This window comes from Halorientalis brevis, assembly GCF_023077655.1.
This window is the reverse complement of the sequence record NZ_JALLGV010000003.1, coordinates 397,427-423,028: the sequence shown is the minus strand read 5'-3', so window position 1 is coordinate 423,028 and position 25,602 is coordinate 397,427. Positions and strand designations below refer to the sequence as shown.

The following is a 25,602-nucleotide window of genomic DNA, read 5'->3' as shown; positions in this document are numbered from 1 at the left end:
CAGCGACCTAACCGTTGGGGGGTAAACGGCGTTTACCGAACGCGGCCGCGATCGACGACGGCGGGACTGTCAGCTGCCGTACCCACCACAGTCTATTTTTGGATCGTAGCCGTACACTACCAGTCGATGGACGTGCTTCGCTCGCCGCCGTCGTGCACCGTCCAGCGCAGGGAACCAGGGTCGGACCACGGACCGATGAGTGCCGGCTCTCGCCATCCCGCTGAGGTGAACCCGTGACGGAGGAACCGACGGCTGATCGGCGTGACGTGCTGCGGTCCCTGGGTGGCGTCCCCACCGGCGCCGCGCTCGTCGACGCACTCGGCAATGACCCGTCGGGCCGGTCACTGCCCACGGAGTCGCTGTCGGGGGAACCGGAGCCGGTCGAACCCGACCCTGACGCCGACCGGGTGTTCCCGCAAGGCGTCGCATCCGGCGATCCGATGAGCGACGGCGTCGTCCTCTGGACCCGCATCGCCCCGGACGCCTACAGTAGCGGTGGTCAGCTGACCCTGCAGATGACCGCCGCCAGTGGTTTCCACGCGTTCGGGCCGCTGTGGTCGATCGAGACGGACAGTCTCCCGGACAGGGATTACACCGTCAAGGTCGATCTCGCCGGCCACCTCGAACCGGATCGGGAGTACCACTACCAGTTCGTCTACGACGACGTGTACGGGCCGATCGGCCGCTGTCGCACGCTCCCGCGGGCCGGATCGTCGCCCGAGAGCGTCCGGTTCGGCGTCGTCACCTGCCAGAACTACCGGAAGGGCTACTACGGCGCCTTCAACCACCTCGCCGCCGAAGACCTTGACTACCTGCTCCACCTGGGCGATTTCATCTACGAGTGGGCGGGCGACTCGACGCACGACGGACGGTCGATCACGCTCCCGAGCGGGCACGGGCTCGCGTGGAACCTGGCCGACTTCAGACACCTCTATCGGACCTACCGCTCCGATCGGTTCCTCCAGCAGGCGCTCGCGCGCTACGCGATGATCGCCACCTGGGACGATCACGAAATCGTGAACAACCGCTACTGGGACTACGAGGCGGGGCGACCGAAGGCGGGAAAGGGCGCACATCCGCGAAACGACGACGCCGCGTTCATGCGCCAGTTGTTCGCCGACGGCATCCAGGCGTGGTGGGAGTACATGCCGGTCCGCGTCCAGTACGACCCCGACGCGGCGCACTTACACGACCGCCTGCGTCTCTGGCGGTCGTTTCGCTTCGGCGACCTGCTCGACCTGGTCGTGACCGACGAGCGACTGTTCCGCTCCCAGTCCGACGAGGACCCACGGGTCGATGTCTCCGACGCCGCCCTGTCAGCACCGGGGAGCGTCGACCTCGACCACACCATGCTGGGCGCCGCCCAGCGCGAGTGGTTCGCCGACGCCGTCACCGACGACGCGACGACCTGGACGGCCTGGGCCAACGAGGTGTTGAACATGCACCTCGACACCGAGTACAACGGGAAAAAGCAGTTCGACAACGGCGACGCCTGGGACGGCTACGAGACCGAGCGCCGGCTCATCATGCGCTATCTCGACCGCCAGGACGTCGACAACTTCGTCGCGCTGACGGGCGACCTCCACACTGCCCTGGCGGGCTACATGCGCACGGACTACGACGAGGCGCCCGACCCCGACGCCCGCGTCGGCGTCGAGTTGATGACGCCGGCGCTCACGAGCATGAATCTCGCAGAGGCCGGCGACATCTCGGACAACCCGTTCGCCCAGGATCTCGCCCGGAGTGCCATCCTCCGGAACAACCCGCACCTGCAGTTTTTCGATAGCTTCCATCACGGCTACGCGGTCGTCGAGTTCACGCCCGACGCCTGCGAGTACACCGCCTACGCCGTGGACAAGACCGTCGACTCCACCAGCGCCAGCAAGCACAAACTCGCAGCCTTCAGCGTCCCCGAAGGAGAAGTCCGGCTGAATCGCAGCTAGCCGACCGCGGTTGTGCCACCGAGTCGCACGAACCGCAAGCCCTCAAGCCGACAGCGCCGCTCCGTACTGGTACGGCGACGGAGCGACGTGCCACACCCGTCGTCGTCTTGCACGCTCCGGTCACAGCAAAGCCGTACCGCCACGCCAACCCGCAGTTCTCACTCGACGCATCCGGTGTGGGTTCGTCCCACACCACCAGTTTCGACGAATCGGCAATTGTTAGGAGGGCTGGGTGTGACACCACGTCCAATGACAGACCCGAGTGCCCTCGCCGACCGCGTCCGCGACGGTGAGCTCCGGCTCCACGAACTGGAGGCCCACGCAGACCACGAGACGGCAGCCGCCGCCCGGCGGGAACTGCTCGAAGCCGAGACCGGCGCCGACCTCTCGACGGTCGGCGAGTACGCCTTCGACGCCGAGGCCGCCGAACCGAACATCGAGAACATGATCGGCGGCGCGCAGGTCCCGATGGGCGTCGTCGGCCCCGTCCCCGTCGACGGCGAAGCCGCCGACGAGGAACACTACCTCCCGCTCGCCACGTCGGAGGGCGCGCTGCTCGCCAGCGTCAACCGCGGCTGCTCGGCCATCCGAGAAGCGGGCGGCGCGACCGCTCGCGTCCTGAAAAACGGGATGACCCGCGCCCCGGTGTTCAGCGTCGCCGACGTGGGCGAGGCAGCGACGGTCGCCGCCTGGACCCGCGAGAACGTCGACCGCCTGGCCGAGGCCGCAGAGTCAACCACGAGCCACGGCGAGCTCACCGACGTGACGCCGTACGTCGTCGGCGACTCCGTCTTCCTCCGGTTCGTCTACGACACGAAAGACGCCATGGGGATGAACATGGCCACCATCGCCACCCAGGAGGCCTGCGACCTCGTCGAGGACGAGACGCCGGCCTCGCTCGTCGCGCTCTCGGGCAACCTCTGTACCGACAAGAAGCCAGCAGCCATCAACGCCGTCGAAGGGCGCGGTCGCACGGTCGCAGCCGACGTGCTCATCCCGCACGACCAGGTCGAGGCGAAACTCAAAACGACCGCGGACGCCATCGCCGAGGCCAACACCCGAAAGAACCTGGTGGGGTCGGCCAAAGCGGGCAGTCTGGGATTCAACGCCCACGCGGCCAACGTCGTCGCCGCGGCGTTCCTCGCGCTGGGGCAGGACATCGCCCAGGTCGTCGAAGGCTCCAACGCCATCACGACGGTCGAAGCCCGCGAGGAGGGGCTGTACGCCAGCGTCACGATCGCGAGCCTCGAAGTGGGAACGGTCGGCGGCGGGACGAAGCTCCCGACGCAGGCCGAAGCCCTGGACGTCGTCGGGGTCCGCGGGGGCGGCGACCCCTCCGGCAGCAACGCCGACGCGCTCGCGGAGGTCATCGCCACGGGCGCACTCGCGGGCGAACTCTCCCTGCTCGGGGCACTGGCGTCGAGTCACCTCTCCTCGGCCCACGAAGAACTCGGACGATAGCGGGCCTGGATTCACCCGACGTCGTCGAGCGGTTCCGCGGTCGGCACCAGTACCTCCTGCGCCTGTTCGTCGGAGACGATTCCCACGAGCAGCAGCGCCATCCCGATGACGAACAGGACGACGAGCCCCGGGATGAACAGGTCGCCGAGTTCCGCACCGAGCAGTCGGTCGGCGAACAGCAGTCCCCACCCAGCCGCCAGGAACGCGAACCCGAACGTGTACCGACGGTAGCCGAGTTGCGAGAAGCCGACCGCGCCGATCACGAACGCCAGGAAAAAGAACAGCTGCCCGACGCGGTGGAATCGGAGGCCGAGCACCGTCGGCCGGGACAGGGACACGTCCGTCAGGACCGCCAGCGTCCCCAGCACCAGCAGCCCCCACAGTCCGTAGATCGATACGCTCACGGTCGATCCCGTCTGCTCGTCCATGACTACTGGTCCACAGTTTCACCGATAAATGTCGCAGTCTGGCCAGTGAAATTTTCTATCGGACAATCATGTCGCTGCGATTCGGCTGAACGCGTCAGCGAACCAGAGAGTGAAGCGACTGCCACGGGCCGACCGCGGAACGACAGCCGATCAGAGCAGCCGATACGTGCCGTCGCTCCGAGTCACCTCGCCGCGGCGGGCGAGTTTGTCGAGGGCGTCTCGGACGTAGTCGGCGGGGACGCCGCGGTCGGTGGCGTATCCGACCACGTCGTCCTCGGTCGGCTGGTCGAGGTCCCGCAGCGCACGCACGACGAGATCTTTCCGGCTCTGCCCGCCGCCGCTCCCCTGTTCGACGCGCTTCCCGGCGGCGGCGACCTCGTCGGCGTCGATCCCCGAGCCTTCGAGGTACTCTTCGTCGTCGACGCCGACCTCGTCGACGTACGTGTCCATCTCGGCGAACGAATCCAGTTCGGCGAAGGCGTCCTCGTGGCCCTGTCGCTTGGCGAGCATCGCCGCGCGGACCTCGCGGGCGTGGTCCGGGTCCTCGGTGGTGACGAACTGCTTGCGTTTGGCGTACTGGCGAGTCGTCCCGCACTGGGGACACTCGCTGCGCTCGGGCCGTCCCTCGACGACCCAGAGCGCGCTGCATTCGCTGCACCCGACCACGGCGTACATGGCAGGGGCTGGGAGGTGACGCCCATTGAATCCTCCGACGAGAGGTCGGGGGGTCGCAGCTCCCGCGGAAGGCTTAGGTGGTCGCCGTTCGATGTGGCGCTCCATGGATACACAGACGCTGTCCGCGGGGAACACGGTCGAAGTGGTCGAGGGCGTCCACCTCACGCAGCTCGTGGCGGGCGACCGAATGAGCATCCAGCACTTCCACGTCGAACCCGGCGCGACGGTCCCCGAACACAGCCACGAACACGAACAACTGGGCTACGTGTACGACGGCACGCTCGTCTTCGAGGTCGCAGGGGAGGAGTTCGTCATCGGGGCGAACGAGTCGTACGCCATTCCGAGCGAGGAGCCACATGCGGCCGTCAACCGGGGCGACGACCCGGTTCGCGGGCTCGACGTGTTCGCGCCGGCGCGGCCCGACCCCGACTGGGCACAGTAACGGCTGGTGGTCGGTGGGACCGCGGCAAAAAATCGGGGCGTGATCCGGTCGGTTTAGGCGAGGTCGCGGATGTTGTCGGCAACGCGCTCGGCGTACTCGCTGCAGGCGAGCTTGGTGCCGTTCTGGATCTGGCGCTCGATGTCGTAGGTGACGTGCTTGGACTTGATCGTCTCCTCGACGGCGTCGACGACGAGTTGGCCGGCGTCCTTCCAGCCCATGTACTCGAGCATGAGCTTCCCGGAGAGGATCATCGCGGTCGGGTTCACCTTGTCCTGGCCCGCGTACTTGGGTGCGGAGCCGTGGACGGGTTCGGCCAGACAGCGGCCGTCACCGAAGTTCGCACCGGGTGCGATGCCCAGACCACCGATCTGGGCGCCACAGGCGTCGGAGAGGTAGTCGCCGTTCAGGTTCGGCAGGGCGAGCACGTCGTAGTTCTCCGTGCGCGTGAGGATCTGCTGGAGCATGTTGTCGGCGATGCGGTCGTTGACGACGACCGCGTCCTCGGGCTGTTCGCCGTCGCGCTCCTCCCAGAGCGTGTCCTCGGTGATGACTTCCTCGCCGTACTCCTCTTCGGCGACCTCGTAGCCCCAGTCGCGGAACGCGCCCTCGGTGAACTTCATGATGTTCCCCTTGTGGACGAGCGTCACCGAGTCGCGGCCGTTCTCGAGCGCGTAGTCGATCGCTTTCCGGACGAGGCGCTTGGTCCCGAACTCGGTGATCGGCTTGATGCCGATGCCGACCGGACCGTCGTGGATGGTGCTGTCGAAGCCCATCTCGTCTTCGACGAAGTCACGGACTTTCTCGGCGCCCTCGGTGCCGGCTTCCCACTCGATGCCGGCGTAGACGTCTTCGGTGTTCTCCCGGAACGTGACCATGTCCATCTGGTCCGGGCGCTTGACCGGAGACGGGACGCCCTCGATGTGATACGTCGGGCGCACGTTGGTGTACAGGTCGAGCTTCTTCCGGAGCGCGACGTTCAGCGACCGGAAGCCTGCGCCGACGGGCGTCGTCAGCGGCCCCTTGATCGCGACGTTGAACTCCCGGATCGCCTCGGTGGTGTCGTTCGGGAGGTTCTCGTCGTACTTCTCGCGTGCACTCTCGCCCGCGTACACGCGCATCCAGTTGATCTCGCGTCCGGTCGCCTCCGCAGCGGCTTCCAGCACCTGCTGTGCTGCCGGTCCGACGTCCACACCGATGCCGTCACCGTAAATGATGGGGATGATCGGGTTCTCCGGCACGTCGAGTTCGTCGTTGTCCGGGTCTACGACCTCGATTTTCTGGCCGTCCGCGGGCACATCGACCTTCTCGTAGGACATATGGCCGAACTTCACACGTCGGGCTAAAAGGCCTACCGCTTCTAGGGAAACTCTCGACAACTTTCGGGAAGATTATTTGCAATGCGACCGACGACGCGGCGCATCCGACCAGTTTCCGCGTGGGCACCGACCCGTCGCTGCCGGCCGGAACCGCGCCGAACACAAGTCCTTTGCCGCCCTTCGCCGAACGAGCGTGTATGACAGACGTGGACCTCGACGCCGAGCAGTACGAGAAAAACCGGGAGGCCGGTGAGATCCTCGCGCAGGTACGCAACGAAGCCGTTGAGAAGGTCGAAGTCGGTGCCAGCCACCTGGAGGTGGCCGAGTGGGCCGAGGACCGCATCCGCGAACTCGGCGGCGAGCCGGCGTTCCCGGTCAACATCAGCATCGACGAGGAAGCCGCCCACGCCACGCCGAGCATCGACGACACCAGCACGTTCGGCGAGGACATGGTCAACCTGGACATCGGGGTCCACGTCGACGGCTGGCTGGCCGACACCGCCGTCACCGTCGACCTCTCCGGGAACCCCGAACTCGCAGAGGCCAGCGAGGAGGCGCTCGAGGCCGCCCTCGATACGGTCGCACCCGGCGTCGAAACCGGCGAGGTCGGCGCGGTCATCGAGGACGTCATCGAGGGCTACGGCTACAACCCCGTGGTGAATCTGACTGGCCACGGCCTCGGCCACTGGGAGCAGCACACGCCACCGAACATCCCGAACCGCGCGGTCGATCAGGGCATCGAGTTCGAGGTCGGTGACGTCGTCGCCATCGAGCCGTTCGCCACCGACGGCGCCGGGAAGGTCCGCGAGGGGAGCGACGAGGAAATCTTCGCCCTCGAAAACGACGGCTCGGTCCGCAACCGCCAGGCGCGCCAAGCGCTCAAGCAGATCACCGACGAGTTCCGGACGCTCCCGTTCGCGACCCGCTGGCTCGACACCTCGCGCGCGGAGATGGCCGTCCGCCGCCTGAAACAGCAGAACATCCTCCACGGCTACCCCGTTCTCAAAGAAGAGGACGGCTGTCTGGTGAGCCAGAAAGAACACACGATCATCGTCACCGAGGACGGCTGTGAAGTGACGACGGAGTTATAATGCGGCTGACGAGCAGCCACGGACCGTCCGCTATCGAGTCACACGGTGAGTCAACGATTTCGATGAGGACGGTAGTTGCGTAACGAAATCGCAACAGGGAGACACGGTAATCGGCGACCTCAATCTACCGATCGCGTTTCGGCTGACGAGTGTTCTTCCGGGACACTGTCGGTTTGCTCTCGGTTGAGAATCCGTCTCGGCCCCGTCCAATCGAGGTCCCTGCGAAGGCAGACCTCGAGGATGCTCTTGAAGACGAGCAGGTCGTGGAAATGTTTGTAGCCGATAACGAACAGCGGTGAGAGCGCTGACAGCGACAGGTCGTCCCGCTCGACGCTGACTGCGAAGACGGAGATGGCCAGGACCACGCTGGTGTAGACCGCGAACATCGCCACTGTTCTGACCACGTCGCCGGCGAGGAGACGTTGAACGAGAACGCCGAGGATAATCCAACTCGCCAGCGGCAACACGAACATTTCGACGACCTGCATCGGGTACGAGATTCGGTGAAGGTAGCCGTATCGGTGGTCGAGTGCAACACGCCAGTGTTTCAAGAGCGTCATGACGTTTCCCCGGTACCAGCGCATCCGCTGGAGATACAGGTCGTACCAGGTATCCGGTGCTTCAGTATACACGGTCGCCTCGCTCGTTCGAACCGACCAGCCAGCGCGCAGCAATTTCACGGTGAGATCGAAGTCCTCAGTGAGCGTCTCGGGGTCGTAGCCAGCGACGTCTTCGATCGCCTCCCGGCGAAAGGCACCGAGACAACCGGGAACGATCGGGACAGTCCCGAACGAATCGAGAACGCGCCGGTAGACGTTCAGGCCGACGATGTACTCCAACCGCTGCAGAGCGAGGATCAGCGATCCGCCGTTTTCGATCTTGACCCTCCCGGCGACGGCACCGATCGACTGATCAGCCAGTAACGGCGAGACCGCAGCTTTGAGCGCCGAGTCGGCGATGACGCTGTCGGCATCGACACAGACGACGACGTCGCCCGATGCGAACAACAGTCCGTAGTTGAGTGCTGAATACTTCCCGCCGTTCTCCTTGTGAACGGTTTGGACTCGTTCGTCACTGATTGAAAGGGCCTCCGAGAGTGTGTCGTCGGTGCTCCCGTCGTCGACGACGACGACCTCGACTTTTTCGGCCGGATAAGAGGCGTTGAGGATTGCCGACACGGTTCGTCTGATGTACCCGACTTCGTTGTACGCCGGAACGATGACGCTAATCGTCGGCAGTTGCTCGTCGGCGTCGAACGCGGTGTGGCTGGTGGTGGTGTGGATCGTCGCCAGTGGGAACATGAACCAGAGTGACGTCAGGACGAGAAACAGCGCCAGGAAGTGAACGAGGCCGGCAGCAGTTGTCGGAAGCCACCCGAGCCAGGCAGTGGTGATGCCACACCCGACGAGCGCGACGACGAGATGCGGGAACGTGAACAGACCCTGTAGTCGTCGAGTGTAGCGGACGACCACATACGACCAGATCAGGTACCCGATTAACAGTCCAGTGAACACGGCGAGTGCGAAGACGACGCGACGGTCCGTCTCTGCCAGCAGGAGCCAGCCGAGTATGATTAACGGCACGCTCACCACCAGTGAGGCCCAGTCGATGCGGTCTCTCCAGGTCCGAAGTGAGGCGAGAGAGCTCTCCATCCGGATCACCCCGCAGCCCCGGACCTCACAGTACGGTCACAGTCTGCGGTGCACGGAACGATCCACCCATCGTCGACGCGACGGATCGTCCCACGCTGAATGCCGTCTGTATACTGATCGACCGTCATGAACGCGACGCCCTCTTTCGACTGCATGTAGTCGATAAACTGGCGCAGTCGCTCCCGCTTGGCCGGAGTGTCGAACGTCGGATAGTGGATCATCTGTACATAGACAGTCCCGTTGCGATACGCGCGGTCGAAGTCGTCAGTGAGTTCGGTGTCGTTCCGAAATCGATTGGTCGACCAGTCTGCGACGAACGACGCCGAGTTCGGGACGTGGGACACTCCGTGTGCCCGGAACGGCGACGTCTTCCCGTAGTACTCGCGGGTGAACCAGCTACCACCAGAGATCGTTTGATAGCCGACCTGAGCGACTTTCTTCGCCGTCGTATTATCGTAGGTGTTCATTGGCGGGACGAACGTCTCTGGTCGCTCGCCAACACACTGCTTGACGATTTTCGTCCCCTTTTGGATGCGCTCGAGTTGGTTTCGGGGCGAGAGCCCGCCGAACTCACTACCGCTGTAGAACGCTGTCAATTTCTCGTGCGTGTAGCCGTGAAGAGCGAACTCGAACAGTTCAGGGTGGCGTCGGTGTCGTCGTCGCAGATACGTGCAGGTATCGTCTGTTTCGTCGATAGGACGGTCACCGGTCATCGGAATGATACCCTGCGTCACGGGAACGGATTCCTCCACAAAGATCCGGTCCACTGCGCGCATCGTCTCCGTCCGATAGTACGGTTGTATGTCGTCGTTCCGGAAGATAACGATCGTCTGAACCCGGTGCGTCGGCGGACTGGCATCGGCGGGAGCGTTCACGTACGGTCCAGCCACGAGCGTCCCTGTTATCGAGATCGTGAGGATGACGACGAGCACGACACCAGTAAGGAGACGGCGCCGGAGACTGACGGACGCGTCAGGAGAGAGCGGAAGATATCCACCACGTCCGTGGTCGCGGGGTTCCCCGTCGGGTAGTGACGCGTCGCCAGTGGCCTCCGGAGAATACTCTCCGACGGCTTCGACCACGTCGTCATTCGTCTCGTTCGGGGATTGAGTCACGATCTCTGCAACTCCGAACCGCTCGTCACACTTCGAGCAGACGAAATATGTGGCGACCTCGACAAACGCGTCAGTGGCAGCAGTGTAGTCGTCGCTGCATTCAGGGCACGCAGCCGCGGCCTGAAAGGCCGATTCTGGTTTGATACACCCGCAGACGGAGTGTTCGACTGCCGTGATCCGAACGAGTTCCGCCCCGCAGTCTCGACACGAGCGGATGCCACCGGGTTCCGACATTGAGGGGTGTTTGTACTACATACATTGTCGTTGTAATTTACTCCATGTACAACCTACAATCACTCACAGCAGAAATCACGTTGGCGAGTGAAGTGTAGAAGCGGTTGTCTATACAGCAGACGACTCCGGACAGACAGTCTTTACCCCAGCGTCGACGTCCGATTCCAATCACCGAGACGGGCCCGGAAGTCACAAAGTAGTTGAAGGAAGTGTCACTCAGCATACACTTCCCAGTTCGGGAATTGTTAAAAAAATGGTAACAGTCCGGACACAACTCGTCACCTGTAATCCCGGTAAGCGTCAGACATTACCACATTCATCCATTCCAGAAGTGTGCAAGGGGAGGAAGTTAGCGGGATGAACCGGATGTCAGCTCACGCGTTGTTCATGCGAAGCGCGGTTTGGGCGCCACAGATACGGCACTCGCTCACACGGTACGGTTCACGCGAGTACTCTGCGTTCTCGGGATTCGAACTCTCCGTCATGATCTGAACGGAGACGTCGTGTGGTGTCTCACGTCCACAGTGTTCACAGTGTTCGGTCATCCCATCGAACGTGCCGTCGGTGGCTGACATCACACCGTGGCGTACCGACGATGGGAGCATAAAAACCCCATTTCGTTCGGCTCCGTTCATACCGTTTTTCGGCCGCCTTCTTGCGGTTTTGTCCCTGAGACGTTGAGAGTCGTCGAAACTGTTCAAGGACCGTTCTAAGGCCCCCATCTGACTCCCAGCGATGAAAACGGCCGAACGATTTATAAGTCGCATTCGCCCAGAACCGGTCGATTGTTTTCAGACTTTGATTCTGGTCGGGTTTCGGCGCCAATACTCGGGGTATCCGATTCTCAGGAGCAATACTATCTCCGAGACGGAGTGTCCGTGGCCGTTATGCGAGTCGGGGTCACAGGACCCCTATGGAGCAGGTGTTCGCCCCCTGGCGAATCGACTGGATCGAGCGGTCGGACGAGAACGCGGACGTCGAGGAGTGCGTCTTCTGCGAACTCCCCGACTGGGAGGACGATCGCGAAAACCGGCTCGTCGCCCGGAGCGAGCACGCGTTCGTCCTGCTGAACAACTACCCGTACAACCCGGGGCACGCGATGGTCATTCCCCACCAGCACACCGGCGACTACCGGGACCTGGACGAGGCGGTCCTGCTCGATCACGCCAGACTCAAACAGCGAACGATCGAGGCGATGGAGACGGCACTGCAACCGGACGCGTTCAACGCGGGCCTCAACCTCGGCGGCGGGCCGGCCGGCGGGTCCATCGACGATCACCTCCACACCCACGTCGTCCCTCGCTGGGACGGCGACACCAACTTCATGCCCGTCATCAGCGACACGAAGGTGATCGTCGAGGCCGTCGCAGACACCTGGGAACGACTGCACGGAGCCTTTGGCGAGCAGGACGGCGTCACAGTCCCCGGCGAGGACCAGGCAGTGATCGTCGAGTGAGATCACTGCGCACGCGCAGACAGCCACGGGCGACTTTTAGTGCCACGTTTCGAAAGGGTGGGTAATGGCACGGTCTTCGGCCCTTCGACGAGTCGCCGTCGTCGTCCTCGGTGTCAACCTCTTGTTGGCGCTGGCGAAAGGTGCGACGTGGTACGTCACCGGCAGTCTCGCCGTCGGGTCCGAAGCCGTCAACAGCCTCGCAGACTCCGTCTACAGCGTCGTCATCCTCGCGGGGATCTACCTGACGACGCAGCCGCCGGACTTCGAGCACCCTCACGGCCACGAGCGCATCGAACCGTTCGTCGGCCTGTTCATCGCGCTCGGGATCTTCGCCGCCGGCGCGGCCGTCATCTGGCAGTCGGGGACTGCACTCCTGACGGGGAACGTGACCGTCACCCGGAACCCGATCGCGATCGGCGTCCTAGCGGGGGCGGCAGCCGCAAAGTACGTACTCTACCGGTTCTGTCTCAAGATCGGCCGCGAGCACCACTCGCCGGCCGTCATCGCGACGGCGAAGGACAACCGACTCGACATCCTCACCGCCGGGGCCGCGCTCGTCGGCGTGGCCGGTGCTGCCGCCGGTTTCCCACTGCTCGACCCGCTGGCTGCGACCCTCGTCGGGATCGGCATCCTCGCGACCGGCGTCGACGTGGTCCGCGACAATCTCGATTACCTCGTCGGTGCCGCGCCGCCGGAAGACCTCCGCGCCGAAATCGTCCGTCGGGCGCTCGCTCACCCAGAAGTCGAAGGCGCCCACGACGTCATCGCCCACTACGTCGGTCCGGAGATCGACGTCTCGCTCCACATCGAAGTCGAGGGCGACCGGACGTTACTAGAAGCCCACGACATCGAGACGGCCATCATCGAGTCGATCCGGGCGCTCCCGGAAGTCGACGACGTGTTCGTCCACGTCGACCCCAAGGAACTCGGCGAGTGGAAAGAAGACGCCGAGATCGACCGTCTCGTCGGCCGGAAACCGGAAGCAGACGGCGACTCGTGAGCGCCCCAGTGCGTTCGAGTTGCGCCACCAACACTTACCAGAGTGCCCGACTAACACCAGACTATGTCCCCGTCGCTGATCGACACCCCTCCATACACGTACGTGTTCTACGCCGTGTTCCTTGGATGGGTCTTGCTGAACGCACGACTGCTGGGCCGGGAACGAACGGGTGCGGTCCGGCGCGAACGCCGCCACTCGAAACTCGTACTCGGCACTCTCACCAGTGCAGGCATCGTGGCAGCTGTCGCCTTTCACTACGTCGCACCGTGGGCAGCGATGAGAGCTCCGCGACCGGCCTTCTGGTTCGGCATCGTGTTTCTGATCGCCGGCGGCGTACTCAGGGAGTGCGCCGTTCAGAAACTCGGACGGTACTTCACGGTCGACCTCGGTGTCGAGGACGACCAGTCCGTGATCGAAGACGGCCCGTACCACTGGGTCCGCCACCCGAGCTACCTCGGGAGCACGCTGTCTTATCTCGGAATCGGCGTCGTCTTCGCGAACTGGCTGAGTCTCGCGGTCGTTGCCGTCTCCCTCGCGGTCGGGTACTGGTACCGTATCACCGTCGAGGAGGAGCTATTGCGCGCGGAACTGGGCGACGCGTACGAGGAGTACGCCGAGCGAACGCCCTACCGGCTGGTGCCGGGACTCTGGTGACGCCGTCGACTCCGGAATACGACCGAATCGCTAGCTCGGCACCCCGAACGCGTAGACGGTGTTGTGGCTCGTGATCTCGACGTCGACGACGTCGCCGAGTTCGAGTCCGCGCTCCTCGCCGTCGGCGATGACGACCTGCCGGTAGGCCTCGTCGTAGCCCACCAGCGACTCGTCGGTGCCGTCCTCGATCAACAGTACCGACTGCTCGGTACCGACCATCTCCTCGTACGCCTCGCCGACGAGGTCCATCTTCAGTTCGCTCAGCTCCTTCGAGCGGTCCTTCTTGACCTGGCCGCCGAGGCCCTTCATGTTCGCGGCGTCGGTGCCCGGCCGCTTCGAGAACCGCGTGACGTTGATCTTCTCGGGGCGGGTTTCACGCATCAGCGCTATGCTCTGTTCGTGATCGGCGGGTTCTTCGGTCGGGAAGCCCGCGATGAAGTCAGTCGAGAGCGTCCAGTAGTCCAGCGACTCGTCGAACGTCTCGACGACCTCAACGTACTCGTCGACGTGGTGCTGGCGGCGCATGTCGGCGAGCACGTCGTCGCTGCCGGACTGGACCGGCGCGTGCAGGAAGTTGTACAGCTTCTCGTTCTCGGCGAACACTCGGGCCAGTTCCTCGCGAACGCCGTGAACGCCCTTCGGGTTGGCCATCCCGACGCGAACGCGGAACTCGCCGTCGATGTCACAGATGCGGTCCAGCAGTTCCGGGAGGAGACTCGTTCCCTGGTTGGTGTCCCAGCCGTAGACGCCGGTGTCCTGGCCCGTGATTCGGATCTCCTTTGCGCCCGCGTGCACGAGCGAGCGCGCCTTCTCGACGTTCTCCTCGACGGACGGGCTCTCGATGCGGCCGGTCGCCTGCTTGGTGATGCAGTACGAACAGTCGCTCATGCAACCGCGAGCGATCGGGAGGATGCCGACGACCCCGGAGAGCACCGGTTCGGTGTCCGGCGTGACCGTCGGGCACTCGCCGTTGAGAACGTGCTGTGGAACGTCGTCCCAGTGGAGTACCTCCGCGTCGATCTCCTCCTCGCGGAACAGCTCGCCCTGCGCGAGCGCCATACAGCCCGTGACGACGAGATCGCCCGGCGTCTCGGCGTCCAGTTCTTTGGCCCGCCGGAGCATGTTCTGCTCCGTCTTCTCAAGGACGGTACAGGTGTTGAGGATCGCCACGTCGGCCTCGTCGGGGGCGTCCGCCGGGTGGTGGCCCCCCTCGCGGAGCGCCTGCTCGATCTGCTGGGTCTCCCCGCGGTTGGAGGTACACCCGTACGTCTCGATGTGATAGCGGGCCATGCGACTCGTCTGCTACTCGCGGCTGGGCGAGCAAAAGCGCGACGGATTGCACTCCCGAATCCGGGTCGAACTCGGCATCGTTTTCCCGCTGGTCCCGGTACGACCGCGCGTGACGCAGGACCGTCAGGCAGCCGATTCGGCGCCGACGATTTCACGGACCGGAATCGCGGTGTTCATCGCCGGCGTCGCGAGCATGGGGCTCGAAATCCTCGCCGGTCGGCTCCTGGCACCGACGTTCGGCAGCGGCATCTACGTCTGGGGCTCGATCATCGGCGTCTTCCTGGCCGCCCTCAGCCTGGGGTACTGGATCGGCGGCGTCCGCGCCGCCGTCGAGGCGTCCCGAAGTGCGATGGCGTCAGTTCTGCTCGGCGCAGCGATGGGCGTCGCGGTGGTGATCGTCCTCGGCGAGCCGTTTCTCGATGCGATGGCGGGGCTCCCCGTCCCCCAGCGGTACGCGCCGGTGATTCCGATCACCGCCCTCTTCGGTCCGCCGACGGTGTTGATCGGGTTCGTCAGCCCGTACGCGGCCGAACTCGACAGAGCCGAAAGCACCGGTACCGCCTCGGGACGCGTCTACGCCCTGGGAACCGTCGGCAGCATCGTCGGTGCGTTCGGAACGACGTTCGTGTTGATCCCCTCGGTCGACGTGACCACGATCGGACTCGCGTTCGGTCTCATGCTGGTCGGTGCGGCTGCGACGGTCACCCCGAGATCGGACACCAGAAACTGGGGCGGCGCGGTGCTGGTCCTCGCGCTTCTGGTCGGTGCGTTCACCCTCGCGACCGTCGGGACCACGGTCGGCGACTCGACGGTCTACCAGACCCAGACCGCCTATCAGGACCTTCGCGTCGCCGACGACAACGGGATTCGGACGCTGTATCTCGACGGCTCACCACACGGCGCCCTGGACAAGGACCGGCCCGACAGGTACGTCTTCGAGTATTCGCGCTATTTCCACCTGCCACTGCTTCTGCGAGACGACCCCGAGGTCGACCGCGTCCTGTTCATCGGTGGCGGCGGGTTCTCGGGGCCGAAACGGTTCGTCGAGGAGTACAACGCCACCGTCGACGTCGTCGAGATCGACCCGGAAGTCGTTCGAGTCGCGAAAGAGTACTTCGACGTCGAGGAGAGCGATCGCCTCCGGGTCCACACGATGGACGGCCGGGTGTATCTCGACCAGACCAACAGGACGTACGATCTGATCGTGGTCGACGCCTACCGATCCGATCGAGCGCCACACCACCTCACCACGGTCGAGTTCATGCGCCTGGCCAGGACACACCTGACAGACGACGGCGTCGTGCTCGCGAACGTCATCTCCGCGCGGTCGGGCGTGGGGTCCGCGTTCTACCGCGCCGAGTACCGCACCATGAACCAGGTGTTCCCGACGGTCTACAGTTTCCCGACCGCCGACCGGAATTCACGGCAGAACATCGAGTTGATCGCGACGCAGACCGCGACTCGGGTGACGCGTGCGGAACTCGAGCGGCGGCAACGCGAACGCGACGTCGGAATCGAGCTCGCCGAACCCGTCTCGCAGTATCGGTCGAACGTGCCGGTCGGAGACGCACCGATCCTCCGCGACGACTACGCACCCGTCGACCGGTTACTCCGCTCCCAGGCCGGGGAGCGATACGTGGTCGAGCGGGCGAACGACACTACGGACTGATCCGGTCAGTTCCACAGCGACTCACCCCTCTTGCTCGGCCGCCGCTCGCCACTCCTCGACGATGGTGACGCCGCTACTGGCACCGATGCGCTCGGCGCCGGCGTCGAGCATCGCCTCGGCGTCCGCCCACGAGCCGATGCCGCCGCTGGCTTTGACCGGGAGGTGCTCGCTCATGCGTTCGACGTCGGCCACCGTCGCACCGCCGTCGGCGAAGCCGGTCGCCGTCTTCACCATGTCGGCGTCCGCCTCGGCGGCGAGCGCACACGCGCGGTCGATCTCCTCGTCGGTCAACAACGGCGCCTCGACGATGACTTTCACCGGGATCGGCACGGCTGCGACGACCTCGGCGACGTCGTCGCGATACGCGTCCTCGTCGCCGGCTTTCAGTCGGCCGGCGTTGGCGACCAGATCGATCTCGTCGACGCCGGCGTCCCACGCCCGTTCGGCCTCGGTCGCTTTGACGCGGGACGTGTGCTGCCCCTGCGGGAACCCCACGACCGTCGCGATCGTCGTCTCGGGCGCGTAGCTCGCGGCCAGTTCCGCGTAACACGGTGGGAGACAGGCGTTCATCCCGTGTTGGATGGCCTCGTCGAGCACTCGTAACACGTCCTCGTCCGTCGTCGTCGGCCCGAGAACCGTGTGGTCGATCCGTCCCGGCACGTCCATGCGCGCCCATACAGTCGCCTGGTTAAAAAGGTGGCCGGGAGTACCGGAAGGCTTTCGGCGGCCGGCCCGCCCCCTCCGATATGCTCCCGCGTGGCCTCACACCGGTTCCGTTGCAGGTGCTCCCCGAGGGTCTCGTCGTTCCACCACTCCCGTATCTGGCTGGGATTGTGGTGGGGCTCGCCGTCGTCGGTGGCAGCCTCTTCCGCCAACGACCGGCCGTTACACGGAGAGTAGTCGTCGCCTTCGGGCCGTGGATGGTCACCGGGGCGGCGTTACACGTTCTCTACCAGCTCGAAAGCGCACCGGCCGTCGTGGCACCGCTCCTGAGTGCCCCGACGGTGTACGCCACGACCTTCCTCGTCGCTGGCGGGGTCTGGACGACGCTCGTCGCCATCGAAGGCCTCACTGTGCCCACGCTACTGGGTGGCGTCGGTTTCGTCACGGCCATCCTCGCCAGTGCAGTCGTGCTGGCGGCCGGGGCAGCCAGCGGCAGCCTCTCACTGCAGTTCCCGGTACTCGGTCTGCTCCTCTCGATCGTCTTCACGGCCGTCGTGTACGTACTCGTCCGGTCGGTTCGACCGTCGATCACGACGGCGACCGGCAGTCTCGGTGCGCTCGTCGTGTTCGGGCACGTTCTCGACGGCGTCTCGACGGCGATCGGTGTCGATCTGTTCGGAACGGCAGAGCGGAGCCCGATTCCCCGCGCGATCATGGACGTCGCCGGGTCACTTCCGACAGCATCGGTCGTCGGGACCGGCTGGTTGTTCGTCCTCGTGAAGGTCGGCGTCGCCGTGGCAGTGCTCGCCCTGTTCGCCGATTTCGTCGAAGAAGACCCCGTTCAGGGAAACGTCGGTCTCGGCGTCGTCGCCGCTGTCGGCCTCGGACCAGGAGCGCACAACCTCTTGCTGTTCGCTGCCGCACCGATATAGGTAGCCGTTCGATCACCCCGACCGTCGTGCGTGTCGCTTCCGCCCGTTCCGGTGGACCATGAGAATTCTGACCCACCACTCACCGTAGCGACTGCGTCAGCGACTCGAAGAGGGGATCGCTGCCCGGCGATCCATAGGGGAAGCTAACGTCGGCGTTACGAACGCCAGGTCTCAGACGGAGGCCAGTGGCTATCAGGCCGGCGAGTGAGAGAACGTGTTGGGGGGTACGAAATGGGGGCGGAAGTGACCGCCCCGTGGTGTTGGGTTGGGGGTACGAGAGTGAGGTTCGGTGTTTGTGGGGTGAGGGGGTGTGGACGCGGCAGACGAAGACGGACACCGAACGGAACCGTCCACGTCTCCGCGTCCCTATCCGTTCAATACGCTCGGTGAATCATAAAGGTTACTGCTCGTGAACCTTACTTCGTAAGGGCGAAATTTGGAGTTAGAGCCTCTGAGCAGTAATGGTTAGAATCCCAAGGTTAATGCGTATGCACGAAATATGGATGTATATGTCCTCAGACTCCGACTCAGACGAGTATCCTCGGGCACCCGCCCAGAAGGCTCGTGACGAGAACATTCTCGGAGTCTTCGAGGCGACCGACGACCCGGTACTGACGACGTCGGAGGTCGCCGAGGAGCTACCCATCGGCAAGCGTGCGACGCTCAACCGATTGGAAGACCTGGTCGATCGGGAGGAGATCGACTCGAAGGACGTTGGCGTCGGACGTGTGTGGTGGCGTGCAACACCTGCCGAACCCGAAGAACCCGAGAGTGAGGCCGCTGAAGTCGACGTGCCAGCCGACGAACCAGCCGAGGTTTCACCGCCCCCGGGTGCACCGGTGACAGAGCCGATGAGCCGGCCACCACAGGCTTCGGAGATCGAGGAGAGCCCGAAGTGGGCCTTCATCGGGAGCCTCGGCCGGCACTCGATTTTCGCGGGGATTTTCCTGCTGGGACTGTTGATTACCGAGACGTCGACGCCGACTCAGCAGTTACTGCCCGTCTCCGTGGGCCGGCTGTTCCTGACGGCGTTCGTGTTCTTCCTCATCGGCTTCCCGTCGTACGTCACGTACCGGACGAAGCAGTACGTCGAGTCGACGGACCTCTCGCTGTCGCAGTTCCTCGGTCCGATATCGAGTGGCGGTGAGGATTCTGGAACGTGATCGTCGCACACGCAACGCACGTGACACCCTTGCCGGCACCGCTCTGGGTAGCCGTCGCGATCCTCTCCGGCTTGGCCGCAGCGATCTTCATGAACGTCCCGATGCTGGGCCTCCCGGAGGGGTACACGCCGGCAGTCGTCACCACGTCGGTGATCCAACAGACCGTTCCCTCGCAGGTGTCCAGCCGTGCTGCCGTGGCCGTTCACCACGCGTTCGGCCCGCTCGCAGGCGCCGCGTACGCTGTCTGTGGGATCGCCCTGGACGGCGTCTTCCCCCCGGTCTCCCGCGTGGCGGGTCTCTCTCTCGGCGCACACGCCGTCGCCGTCGCGCTCGTCACCGCGTTCAGCTTCGGGGTGTTCGCGTACAACATTCTCCCACAATACGGGGGTGCTGCCCGCGACCGGGCCGGAGCCGTCCGGCGGCACTGGCTCGCGTCGACGGCGGTGTTCGGTGCGTCGCTGGGGATCGTCGTGCCGCTGGCGGCGACCGCAGTCCGATGAAGTCCCCCGTGGTTTTGTAGTGGCCCTCCCAAGGGAGTCGCATGTCCAAGCAACCACATCTCCTGGTGAGCGAAGGGGACCTGGCCGACGTCGCACTGATTCCCGGTGACCCCGGTCGCGTCGACCGGATCGCGTCGCTCTGTGACGACTCGACCGTCGTCGCCGAGAACCGCGAGTACAAGGTCGTCAACGCCACCTTCGAGGGACGAGACCTGACGATCTGTTCGACCGGCATCGGCTGTCCGTCGGCAGCGATCGCCGTCGAAGAACTCCACGCGGTCGGCGTCGAGACGGTCATCCGCGTCGGGACCACCGGGGCGCTCCAGGCCGGCATCGAGATCGGCGACATGGTCGTCGCGACCGGGGCAGCCAAAGACGAGGGGACCTCGAAGCGCTACGAGAGCGAGACGCTCCCCGCCGTCCCCGACTACGACGTGCTGTCCGCGCTGGTCGACGCTGCGGAGGCAAACGGCGAGGACGTCCACGTCGGCCCGATCGCCACTGACGACGCCTTCTACGCCGAAACCGAGGCGTACGTCGACGACTGGGAAGCCGCGGGGATGTTGGCCGTCGAGATGGAGGCCGCAGCCGTGTTCTCGCTGGCTCGGCGAAAGGGAATGCGAGCAGGCGCTATCTGTACGGTCGACGGCAACCTCGTCGAGGGCACGCAGAAGGGCGAAACCGACGACGAGGAGCTGCCGACCAAAGCGAAGAACAACGTCGAGCGCGCCATCCGAATCGCACTGGCTGCGACGACGACGCTCTGAATCCGGGCACTGTCTCGTCGGAATTATTTTATTTGATCACCGGAAACGGAGAAATACTTGCCGGGGTGGTAGGATTCGAGATCACGTTATGGTACTGCACGTCGACGACGACGAGGAACTGCGGAAGCTGGTGTCCGCGTGGATGGGAGCGCACACCGAGGACATCGAGATCATCGCGAAACGGGACGCCGACGCAGCGCTCGCGACGTTGCGGTCGACGTCCGTCGACTGCATCGTCAGTGACTACGAGATGCCGGGCGCCGACGGCCTGACGTTTCTGGAGCGGGTTCGAGAATCCCACCCGAACCTCCCGTTCATCCTCTTTACGGGGAAAGGGAGCGAAGAGATCGCCAGCGAAGCGATCTCCGCCGGCGTCACCGACTACCTCCAGAAACAGAGCGGCACCGAGCAGTACGAGGTGCTCGTCAACCGCATCCGGAACGCGGTGGAGCGGCGACGCACACAGGCGGCCCTCGAAGAGAGCGAACAGAAGTACTCGACGCTGGTCGAAGAGGCGAACGACGGCGTCCTCATCGTCCAGAACGGAACGTTCACGTTCGCAAACGAGACGGCGGCGACGATCCTGGGCACGACAGTCGACGAGGTTCAGGGGGCGTCCATGCCCTCCTTCGTCGTCCCGGAGGACCGGGAAATCCTTGCCGACCGGTACGTGCGACGCGAAGACGGCGGCGACGTTCCGAACCGCTACGAGTTCACTGCCCTCCGGCCAGACGGCGAGCGCGTGCCCATCGAACTGACGTCCTCGCGGATCACCTACGACGGCGAGCCAGCAGTGATGGCCATCTGTCGGGACGTCTCAGAGCGCACGAGCCGCGAGCGCGAACTCGAACAGTACCGGACGCTCGTCGAGACCGTCGGTGACCCGATGTACGTCCTCGACACGGAGGGCCGGATCACCATGGTCAACGAGGGGTTCACTGACCACGCGGGCGTTCCGCGGAGCCAACTCGAAGGTGCTCACGTCTCGGAGTACATGAGCGAGGAGGCAGTCAGGAAGGGGACGACGCTCATCCAGGAGCTCCTCGAAAGCGATGGCCGAGACCGCGGCCGCTTCGAGTTCGAGACCGACCTGCGCGAGGACCGCCGTATCTTCGAGGACAACGTCGCCATCCTGACCGACGAAGACGACGAATACGTCGGGTCCGTCGGGATCCTGCGGGACGTGACCGAGCGCAAAGAGCGCGAGCGGGACCTGGCCATGTACCAGACGATCGTAGAGACCATTCCCGACGTGGCGCTCGCCATCGACGCGGGTGGGACTATCATCGAGATCAACGAGACCGGCGCCGAGATGATCGGCCGACCGAAATCCGAGCTCCTCGGCACGTCGATCCCGGAACTGGTCACGGACGGCGTCGTCGCGGAGTCGGCCCTCGAGAAACACGTCGATGCTCTCCGTGACCTCCTCTCTGCCGACAGCGACGCTGACGAGGCCGTGTTCGAGTTCGTCGCCTATCAGGACGACGGCGAGGAGCGGATCTTCGAGAACCGACTCGCCCTCCTCCCCTACGAGGACGCGTACCGGGGCACGACGGGGATCGTTCGTGACATCACCGAGCGCAAAGAACGCGAACGACAGCTCCAACGACAGAACGAACGCCTCGACGCGTTCGCCGACGTGCTCTCCCACGACCTGCGAAATCCCCTCGGAGTCGCGATGGGACGCGCCGAGCTCCTCCGCAGGGAACTGGCCGACCGATCGGCCCCCGGCGAAGGAACGCTCACGACCCACCTCGACCACGTCGATCGCGCGCACGACCGCATCGACGACATCATCGACGACGTCCTCACGCTGGCCAGACAGGGAGAAACCGTCGCTGACAGCGACCGCGTCGCCCTGACGACGGTCGCCGAAGACGCCTGGCTCCACGTCGAGACGCGAGAGGCGACGCTCCGCGTTCCCGACGCGGGGGCGATCCGGGCCGACCCGAACCGACTCACGCGCCTGCTGGAGAACCTCTTTCGGAACGCGGTCGAACACGGCGACTCGAACGTCACCGTGACGGTCGGCGTCACCGACGACGGGTTCTACGTCGCCGACGACGGGCCGGGGATTCCCCCAGCGGAACGGGATCGGATCTTCGAGTCCGGGTACTCCCGTTCGCCAGACGGGACCGGCTACGGACTCGCGATCGTCGCCGAGATCGCTGGCGCCCACGGCTGGGACGTCACCGCCACCGAAAGCGCGTCGGGTGGCGCGCGATTCGAGTTCTCCTCGGTCGAGACGAGGTAGCGGCGGATCGTTTTTATACGCTGGTCAGCATAGGCCACCCCATGCGCGACCGGTTGCGTGAGCGCTACCACGCCGCACTGACGCGAATCAGGCGGTTCGAGCGCCGCGAGAGCTACGAGATCCGTCGCTGGCTCGAGAATACGCGCAACCTCGTTCACCTCTCGATCGTGATTTTCGTGCCGCTGCTCATCGCGCTCGTGACCTGGCTGTCCAACGCAGTCGGGATTTTGCCGTATCTCCTCTTTCCGCCGCTGGCGTCAGGGACGTACACGCTCTTTGCCGAGCCCGAAAGCGAGTACGCCTCCCCCAGCCGGTTCATCGGCGGCCTCACGATCGGTGCGTTGTGTGGCTGGTTCTCCTACGAACTCCTGACGGGAAGCACACAGTCCGGCGGCTTTACCGTCTCGCCGACCGCCGCAGCGGTCAGTATCTTCCTGACCGGGCTGGTGACGTGGCTCCTGAACGTCGAGGAAGCGTCCGCGTACTCCAGTGCGCTCCTGGTCCACATCATCGACGTGGGAAACGTCGCCGACATCTCGGTCGTGCTCGTGTCGGGCGTGACGGTCACCGTCACGCCGCAACTCACGTACGTCGCCAGCGTGTTCGTCTCCTCGACGCTCGTCGCAGGCGCGTTCGTCGTCTGGTACCGCCAGTTCTACGAACAGCGTGCCCAGTACCTCTACGAATCGACGAAGGGGGACGACCACGTGCTGGTCCCGATGCGAACCGAGTCCGCGGACCAGACGGCGATGCTCGGCGCCCGACTCGCCGCGGCCCACGACGCCGGGAAGGTCGTCTTGCTCGACATCGTGGACAGTGAAGCGGTCGCGGCCGCCCAGCGGGAACTCCTCAGCCGTGACGCCGCCCGGCTCTCCCCGAACGTCGGCGCAGACGGCGGCAGTCCAAACTCCGAGGAGACGGTCTCGGAGGGCGCGACCGACTCGGAGCCGCGATCACCTGGTCTCTCTCCCGCCGACCTCATGGACAAGATCGCCGCCGACAGAGCGGTCGCGGCGGCAGCGACGCGGCTCGAAGAGCGGGCGGCCGAGATCGAAACACAAGTCGGCGTCCCCTGCGAGGTCGTCGTCGCCGTCGACACCGGGAACACCGCCTCGCTCGTCCTCGAGACGGCGCGGCAGGCGAACTGCGACCTCATCGCCACGCCCTACGAGGAACAGTACGGGAGCCTCTCGCCGTTCGTCCGCTCGTTGTTTCGGGGGAACGTGGACGTGCTCGTTCACCGCTCACAGAGCGGGCGAACCCGGTGGCGGCGCGTGATGGTCCCCGTCCGCCGGGCAGGAGACGTCGCCCACGCGATGATCGACTTCGCGATCCGACTGACGGGACAGACCGGACAGGTCAGCGTCTGTAACTGCGTCGAGCAGGGACGGAAGATGCGGCGCGCCCAGGAGATGCTCTCGGACCTGGTCGACCCGTTCGACGGGCCACTGGAGACGCTCGTCTCCCCCGACCCCATCGCCGAGTTCCTCGATCATCACGCCGCCGAGTACGACCTCGTGTTCATGGGCGCGAGCATGGACCGCAGCGCCGCCTCGCGGCTCATCTCGCCGCCGACCTTCGAGCGAATCCAGGACCTCGACTGCGACGTGGCCATCGTCGACCGCAAGTTCCGCCAGTGATTCTCACTCTTCGAGGAGTCGGTCGGCGAGCGACTCGACGTCCGCGTCGCCGAGCGCCGACTCGACGAGCAGGTGGCCGCCGATCAGCGCCGGACTGATGACCGCGTCCGCCCCCGCACGGCGCAGTTTGTCGACGTTCTCGCGTTCGGTCGCGGCCGCGACGATGCGAATATCGGCATTGAGTGATTTGGCGGTGAGGATCGCCAGCGCGTCGTCGGCGTCGTTGTTCGTCGCCGCGACGACCGCGCGAGCGTCCGCGATGCCGACCTGGTGGAGCGGGTCCTCGTCGCTGGGGTCGGCCGTGAGTACGTCGACGTCGCGGTTGCGGAGGTCCGCGGCCGCGGCCGTGTCGGTGGTCACGACGACGAACGGCGTCGCGCCCTGGAGCTCCTCGATGATCGGTTCCGTCAGGTCGCCGTAGCCGAGGACGACGACGTGGTCCTCGAGCAGTTCGAGCTGTCTGTCAGTCATGGTTCCGAGTGCATGTGCGAGTCTGGCCTCGATGGCCGGACCGAGCAGCGAGCCGAGTGCCAGCGCGAAACTGACCGTCCCGAGCAGGACGACCGACATGGAGAACAGTCGCGCCCGCGCGGACAGCGAGGGGACGACGTCCCCGTAACCGACCGTGCTCGCCGTGACGATGGTGTAGTAGATCGCGTCGGTGAGCGTGTTGACGCCGTCGAACTCCGCGCGCAGCGCGTAGGCTCCGACCGTTCCGTAAACGAGGGTCCCCGCGAGGGCGGCACCCGCGGCCAGTTGCGCCGTCGAGAGGTCGAGGTGTCGGTCGAACCGCCGGTAGTTGATGAGGACGGCCGGCAGTGAGAGCAGCGACAGCACCACGAGCGGGTACGACGCGACGTTCGACTGCGCGAGCCCCTGGAGCGCCGTCATCGGCAACAGCAGGACGGTCGAATACCAGGCCACGCGCAGTCCCCTGCGGAGGCCGAGGGCGCTCCCCAGCATCAGAAAGCCGGTGAGTGCGCCGGTGAACCCGGCGGTCTGGGCGACGGCCGTCGGGACGTGGGGCGCCAGTGGCCCCTGGACGTCGGTGGCACCGATTTTCAGGATGCCAGTCCCGAACGAGAGCAGCGCGACGATCGTCGTCGTGACGACGGCCGCGCGGGTGCGGAGCAGCGTCCCCCGGGGTGCCATGTCCACCGTTCGGAGGGGCGGCCGGATAAGTTCGCGGGACAGGCGAACATCGCCGGCGGTCGCCGGGCGAGTTTGTAACCGGAAACGGTGTCGCCAGTACTGGTT

The 25,602-nt window shown here is 65.1% G+C and carries 23 protein-coding genes; 14 read left to right on the top strand and 9 right to left on the bottom strand.

What is annotated here, in order from left to right:
- The first annotated feature begins 233 nt into the window (after positions 1-233).
- Together MU553_RS07560 and hmgA are read left to right on the top strand one after the other, a co-directional pair.
- Entirely contained in the window at positions 234-1,943 is a 1,710-nt protein-coding gene (locus MU553_RS07560; protein WP_247377307.1) for an alkaline phosphatase D family protein, read from the top strand.
- A 249-nt stretch (positions 1,944-2,192) separates the two neighbouring features.
- Entirely contained in the window at positions 2,193-3,404 is a 1,212-nt protein-coding gene (hmgA, locus tag MU553_RS07555; protein ID WP_247377305.1) for a hydroxymethylglutaryl-CoA reductase (NADPH), read from the top strand.
- An 11-nt stretch (positions 3,405-3,415) separates the two neighbouring features.
- Here hmgA and MU553_RS07550 read toward each other — a convergent pair whose 3' ends face one another.
- Positions 3,416-3,832: a hypothetical protein gene (locus tag MU553_RS07550; protein ID WP_247377303.1), complete on the bottom strand. Its 417-nt coding sequence runs from the start codon at positions 3,830-3,832 to the stop codon at positions 3,416-3,418.
- 150 nt (positions 3,833-3,982) lie between these two features.
- Entirely contained in the window at positions 3,983-4,507 is a 525-nt protein-coding gene (locus MU553_RS07545; protein ID WP_247377301.1) for a DUF5817 domain-containing protein, read from the bottom strand.
- A 103-nt stretch (positions 4,508-4,610) separates the two neighbouring features.
- Here MU553_RS07545 and MU553_RS07540 point away from each other — a divergent pair, with 103 nt between their 5' ends.
- Positions 4,611-4,949 carry a cupin domain-containing protein gene (locus MU553_RS07540; protein ID WP_247377300.1) on the top strand — a complete coding sequence of 113 codons (339 nt, stop codon included), beginning with the start codon at positions 4,611-4,613 and terminating at the stop codon, positions 4,947-4,949.
- A gap of 53 nt (positions 4,950-5,002) precedes the next feature.
- Here MU553_RS07540 and icd read toward each other — a convergent pair whose 3' ends face one another.
- Positions 5,003-6,265, bottom strand: coding sequence for an isocitrate dehydrogenase (NADP(+)) (gene icd, locus MU553_RS07535; RefSeq protein WP_247377298.1), 1,263 nt, complete (start codon positions 6,263-6,265; stop codon positions 5,003-5,005).
- 197 nt (positions 6,266-6,462) lie between these two features.
- Between icd and map the strand changes: the two genes are divergently transcribed.
- A complete protein-coding gene (map, locus tag MU553_RS07530) occupies positions 6,463-7,356 on the top strand; it encodes a type II methionyl aminopeptidase (protein ID WP_247377296.1) in 894 nt (297 codons plus the stop codon).
- Positions 7,357-7,475: 119 nt separating this feature from the next.
- On the opposite strand, the gene MU553_RS07525 is transcribed toward map, so the two are convergent.
- The 3 genes from MU553_RS07525 to MU553_RS07515 form a co-directional block, all read right to left on the bottom strand.
- Positions 7,476-8,939, bottom strand: a complete 1,464-nt coding sequence (locus MU553_RS07525) for a glycosyltransferase family 2 protein (RefSeq protein ID WP_247377294.1) — start codon at positions 8,937-8,939, stop codon at positions 7,476-7,478.
- A 74-nt stretch (positions 8,940-9,013) separates the two neighbouring features.
- Positions 9,014-10,123 (bottom strand): DUF2334 domain-containing protein, encoded by a 1,110-nt coding sequence (locus MU553_RS07520; RefSeq protein WP_247377292.1) that lies wholly within the window; start codon positions 10,121-10,123, stop codon positions 9,014-9,016.
- Positions 10,124-10,731: 608 nt separating this feature from the next.
- A complete protein-coding gene (locus tag MU553_RS07515) occupies positions 10,732-10,932 on the bottom strand; it encodes a DUF7835 family putative zinc beta-ribbon protein (RefSeq protein WP_247377290.1) in 201 nt (66 codons plus the stop codon).
- Between the two features lie 338 nt (positions 10,933-11,270).
- Here MU553_RS07515 and MU553_RS07510 point away from each other — a divergent pair, with 338 nt between their 5' ends.
- The 3 genes from MU553_RS07510 (at position 11,271) to MU553_RS07500 (ending at position 13,467) form a co-directional block, all read left to right on the top strand.
- Entirely contained in the window at positions 11,271-11,813 is a 543-nt protein-coding gene (locus MU553_RS07510) for an HIT family protein (protein WP_247377288.1), read from the top strand.
- Between the two features lie 64 nt (positions 11,814-11,877).
- Entirely contained in the window at positions 11,878-12,813 is a 936-nt protein-coding gene (locus MU553_RS07505) for a cation diffusion facilitator family transporter (protein ID WP_247377287.1), read from the top strand.
- 63 nt (positions 12,814-12,876) lie between these two features.
- Positions 12,877-13,467, top strand: coding sequence for a methyltransferase family protein (locus MU553_RS07500; protein ID WP_247377285.1), 591 nt, complete (start codon positions 12,877-12,879; stop codon positions 13,465-13,467).
- Positions 13,468-13,497: 30 nt separating this feature from the next.
- On the opposite strand, the gene MU553_RS07495 is transcribed toward MU553_RS07500, so the two are convergent.
- Entirely contained in the window at positions 13,498-14,757 is a 1,260-nt protein-coding gene (locus MU553_RS07495) for a tRNA (N(6)-L-threonylcarbamoyladenosine(37)-C(2))-methylthiotransferase (protein WP_247377283.1), read from the bottom strand.
- Here MU553_RS07495 and MU553_RS07490 point away from each other — a divergent pair.
- Positions 14,756-16,426: a spermidine synthase gene (locus MU553_RS07490; protein ID WP_247377281.1), complete on the top strand. Its 1,671-nt coding sequence runs from the start codon at positions 14,756-14,758 to the stop codon at positions 16,424-16,426. The genes MU553_RS07495 and MU553_RS07490 overlap by 2 nt on opposite strands.
- Before the next feature lie 21 nt (positions 16,427-16,447).
- Here MU553_RS07490 and deoC read toward each other — a convergent pair whose 3' ends face one another.
- Complete coding sequence (gene deoC, locus MU553_RS07485; protein ID WP_247377280.1) at positions 16,448-17,092, bottom strand: deoxyribose-phosphate aldolase; 645 nt, start codon at positions 17,090-17,092, stop codon at positions 16,448-16,450.
- Between the two features lie 80 nt (positions 17,093-17,172).
- On the opposite strand from deoC, the gene MU553_RS07480 reads away from it, so the two are divergent.
- The 6 genes from MU553_RS07480 to MU553_RS07455 all read left to right on the top strand — a co-directional run bounded on the left by MU553_RS07480 (position 17,173) and on the right by MU553_RS07455 (position 24,345).
- A complete protein-coding gene (locus tag MU553_RS07480; RefSeq protein ID WP_247377278.1) occupies positions 17,173-18,021 on the top strand; it encodes a DUF63 family protein in 849 nt (282 codons plus the stop codon).
- Positions 18,022-18,530: 509 nt separating this feature from the next.
- On the top strand, positions 18,531-19,184 hold the full coding sequence (locus MU553_RS07475; RefSeq protein WP_247377276.1) for a hypothetical protein: 654 nt from the start codon (positions 18,531-18,533) through the stop codon (positions 19,182-19,184).
- A complete protein-coding gene (locus MU553_RS07470) occupies positions 19,181-19,684 on the top strand; it encodes a hypothetical protein (protein WP_247377275.1) in 504 nt (167 codons plus the stop codon). Before MU553_RS07475 ends, MU553_RS07470 begins: the two co-directional genes overlap by 4 nt.
- 41 nt (positions 19,685-19,725) lie before the next feature.
- Positions 19,726-20,451 carry a guanosine phosphorylase gene (locus MU553_RS07465; RefSeq protein WP_247377273.1) on the top strand — a complete coding sequence of 242 codons (726 nt, stop codon included), beginning with the start codon at positions 19,726-19,728 and terminating at the stop codon, positions 20,449-20,451.
- Between the two features lie 88 nt (positions 20,452-20,539).
- Positions 20,540-22,705, top strand: coding sequence for a hybrid sensor histidine kinase/response regulator (locus MU553_RS07460; protein WP_247377271.1), 2,166 nt, complete (start codon positions 20,540-20,542; stop codon positions 22,703-22,705).
- Between the two features lie 41 nt (positions 22,706-22,746).
- On the top strand, positions 22,747-24,345 hold the full coding sequence (locus MU553_RS07455) for an HPP family protein (RefSeq protein ID WP_247377269.1): 1,599 nt from the start codon (positions 22,747-22,749) through the stop codon (positions 24,343-24,345).
- 3 nt (positions 24,346-24,348) lie between these two features.
- Here MU553_RS07455 and MU553_RS07450 read toward each other — a convergent pair whose 3' ends face one another.
- Positions 24,349-25,497, bottom strand: coding sequence for an NAD-binding protein (locus tag MU553_RS07450; protein WP_247377266.1), 1,149 nt, complete (start codon positions 25,495-25,497; stop codon positions 24,349-24,351).
- Positions 25,498-25,602: the final 105 nt, after the last annotated feature.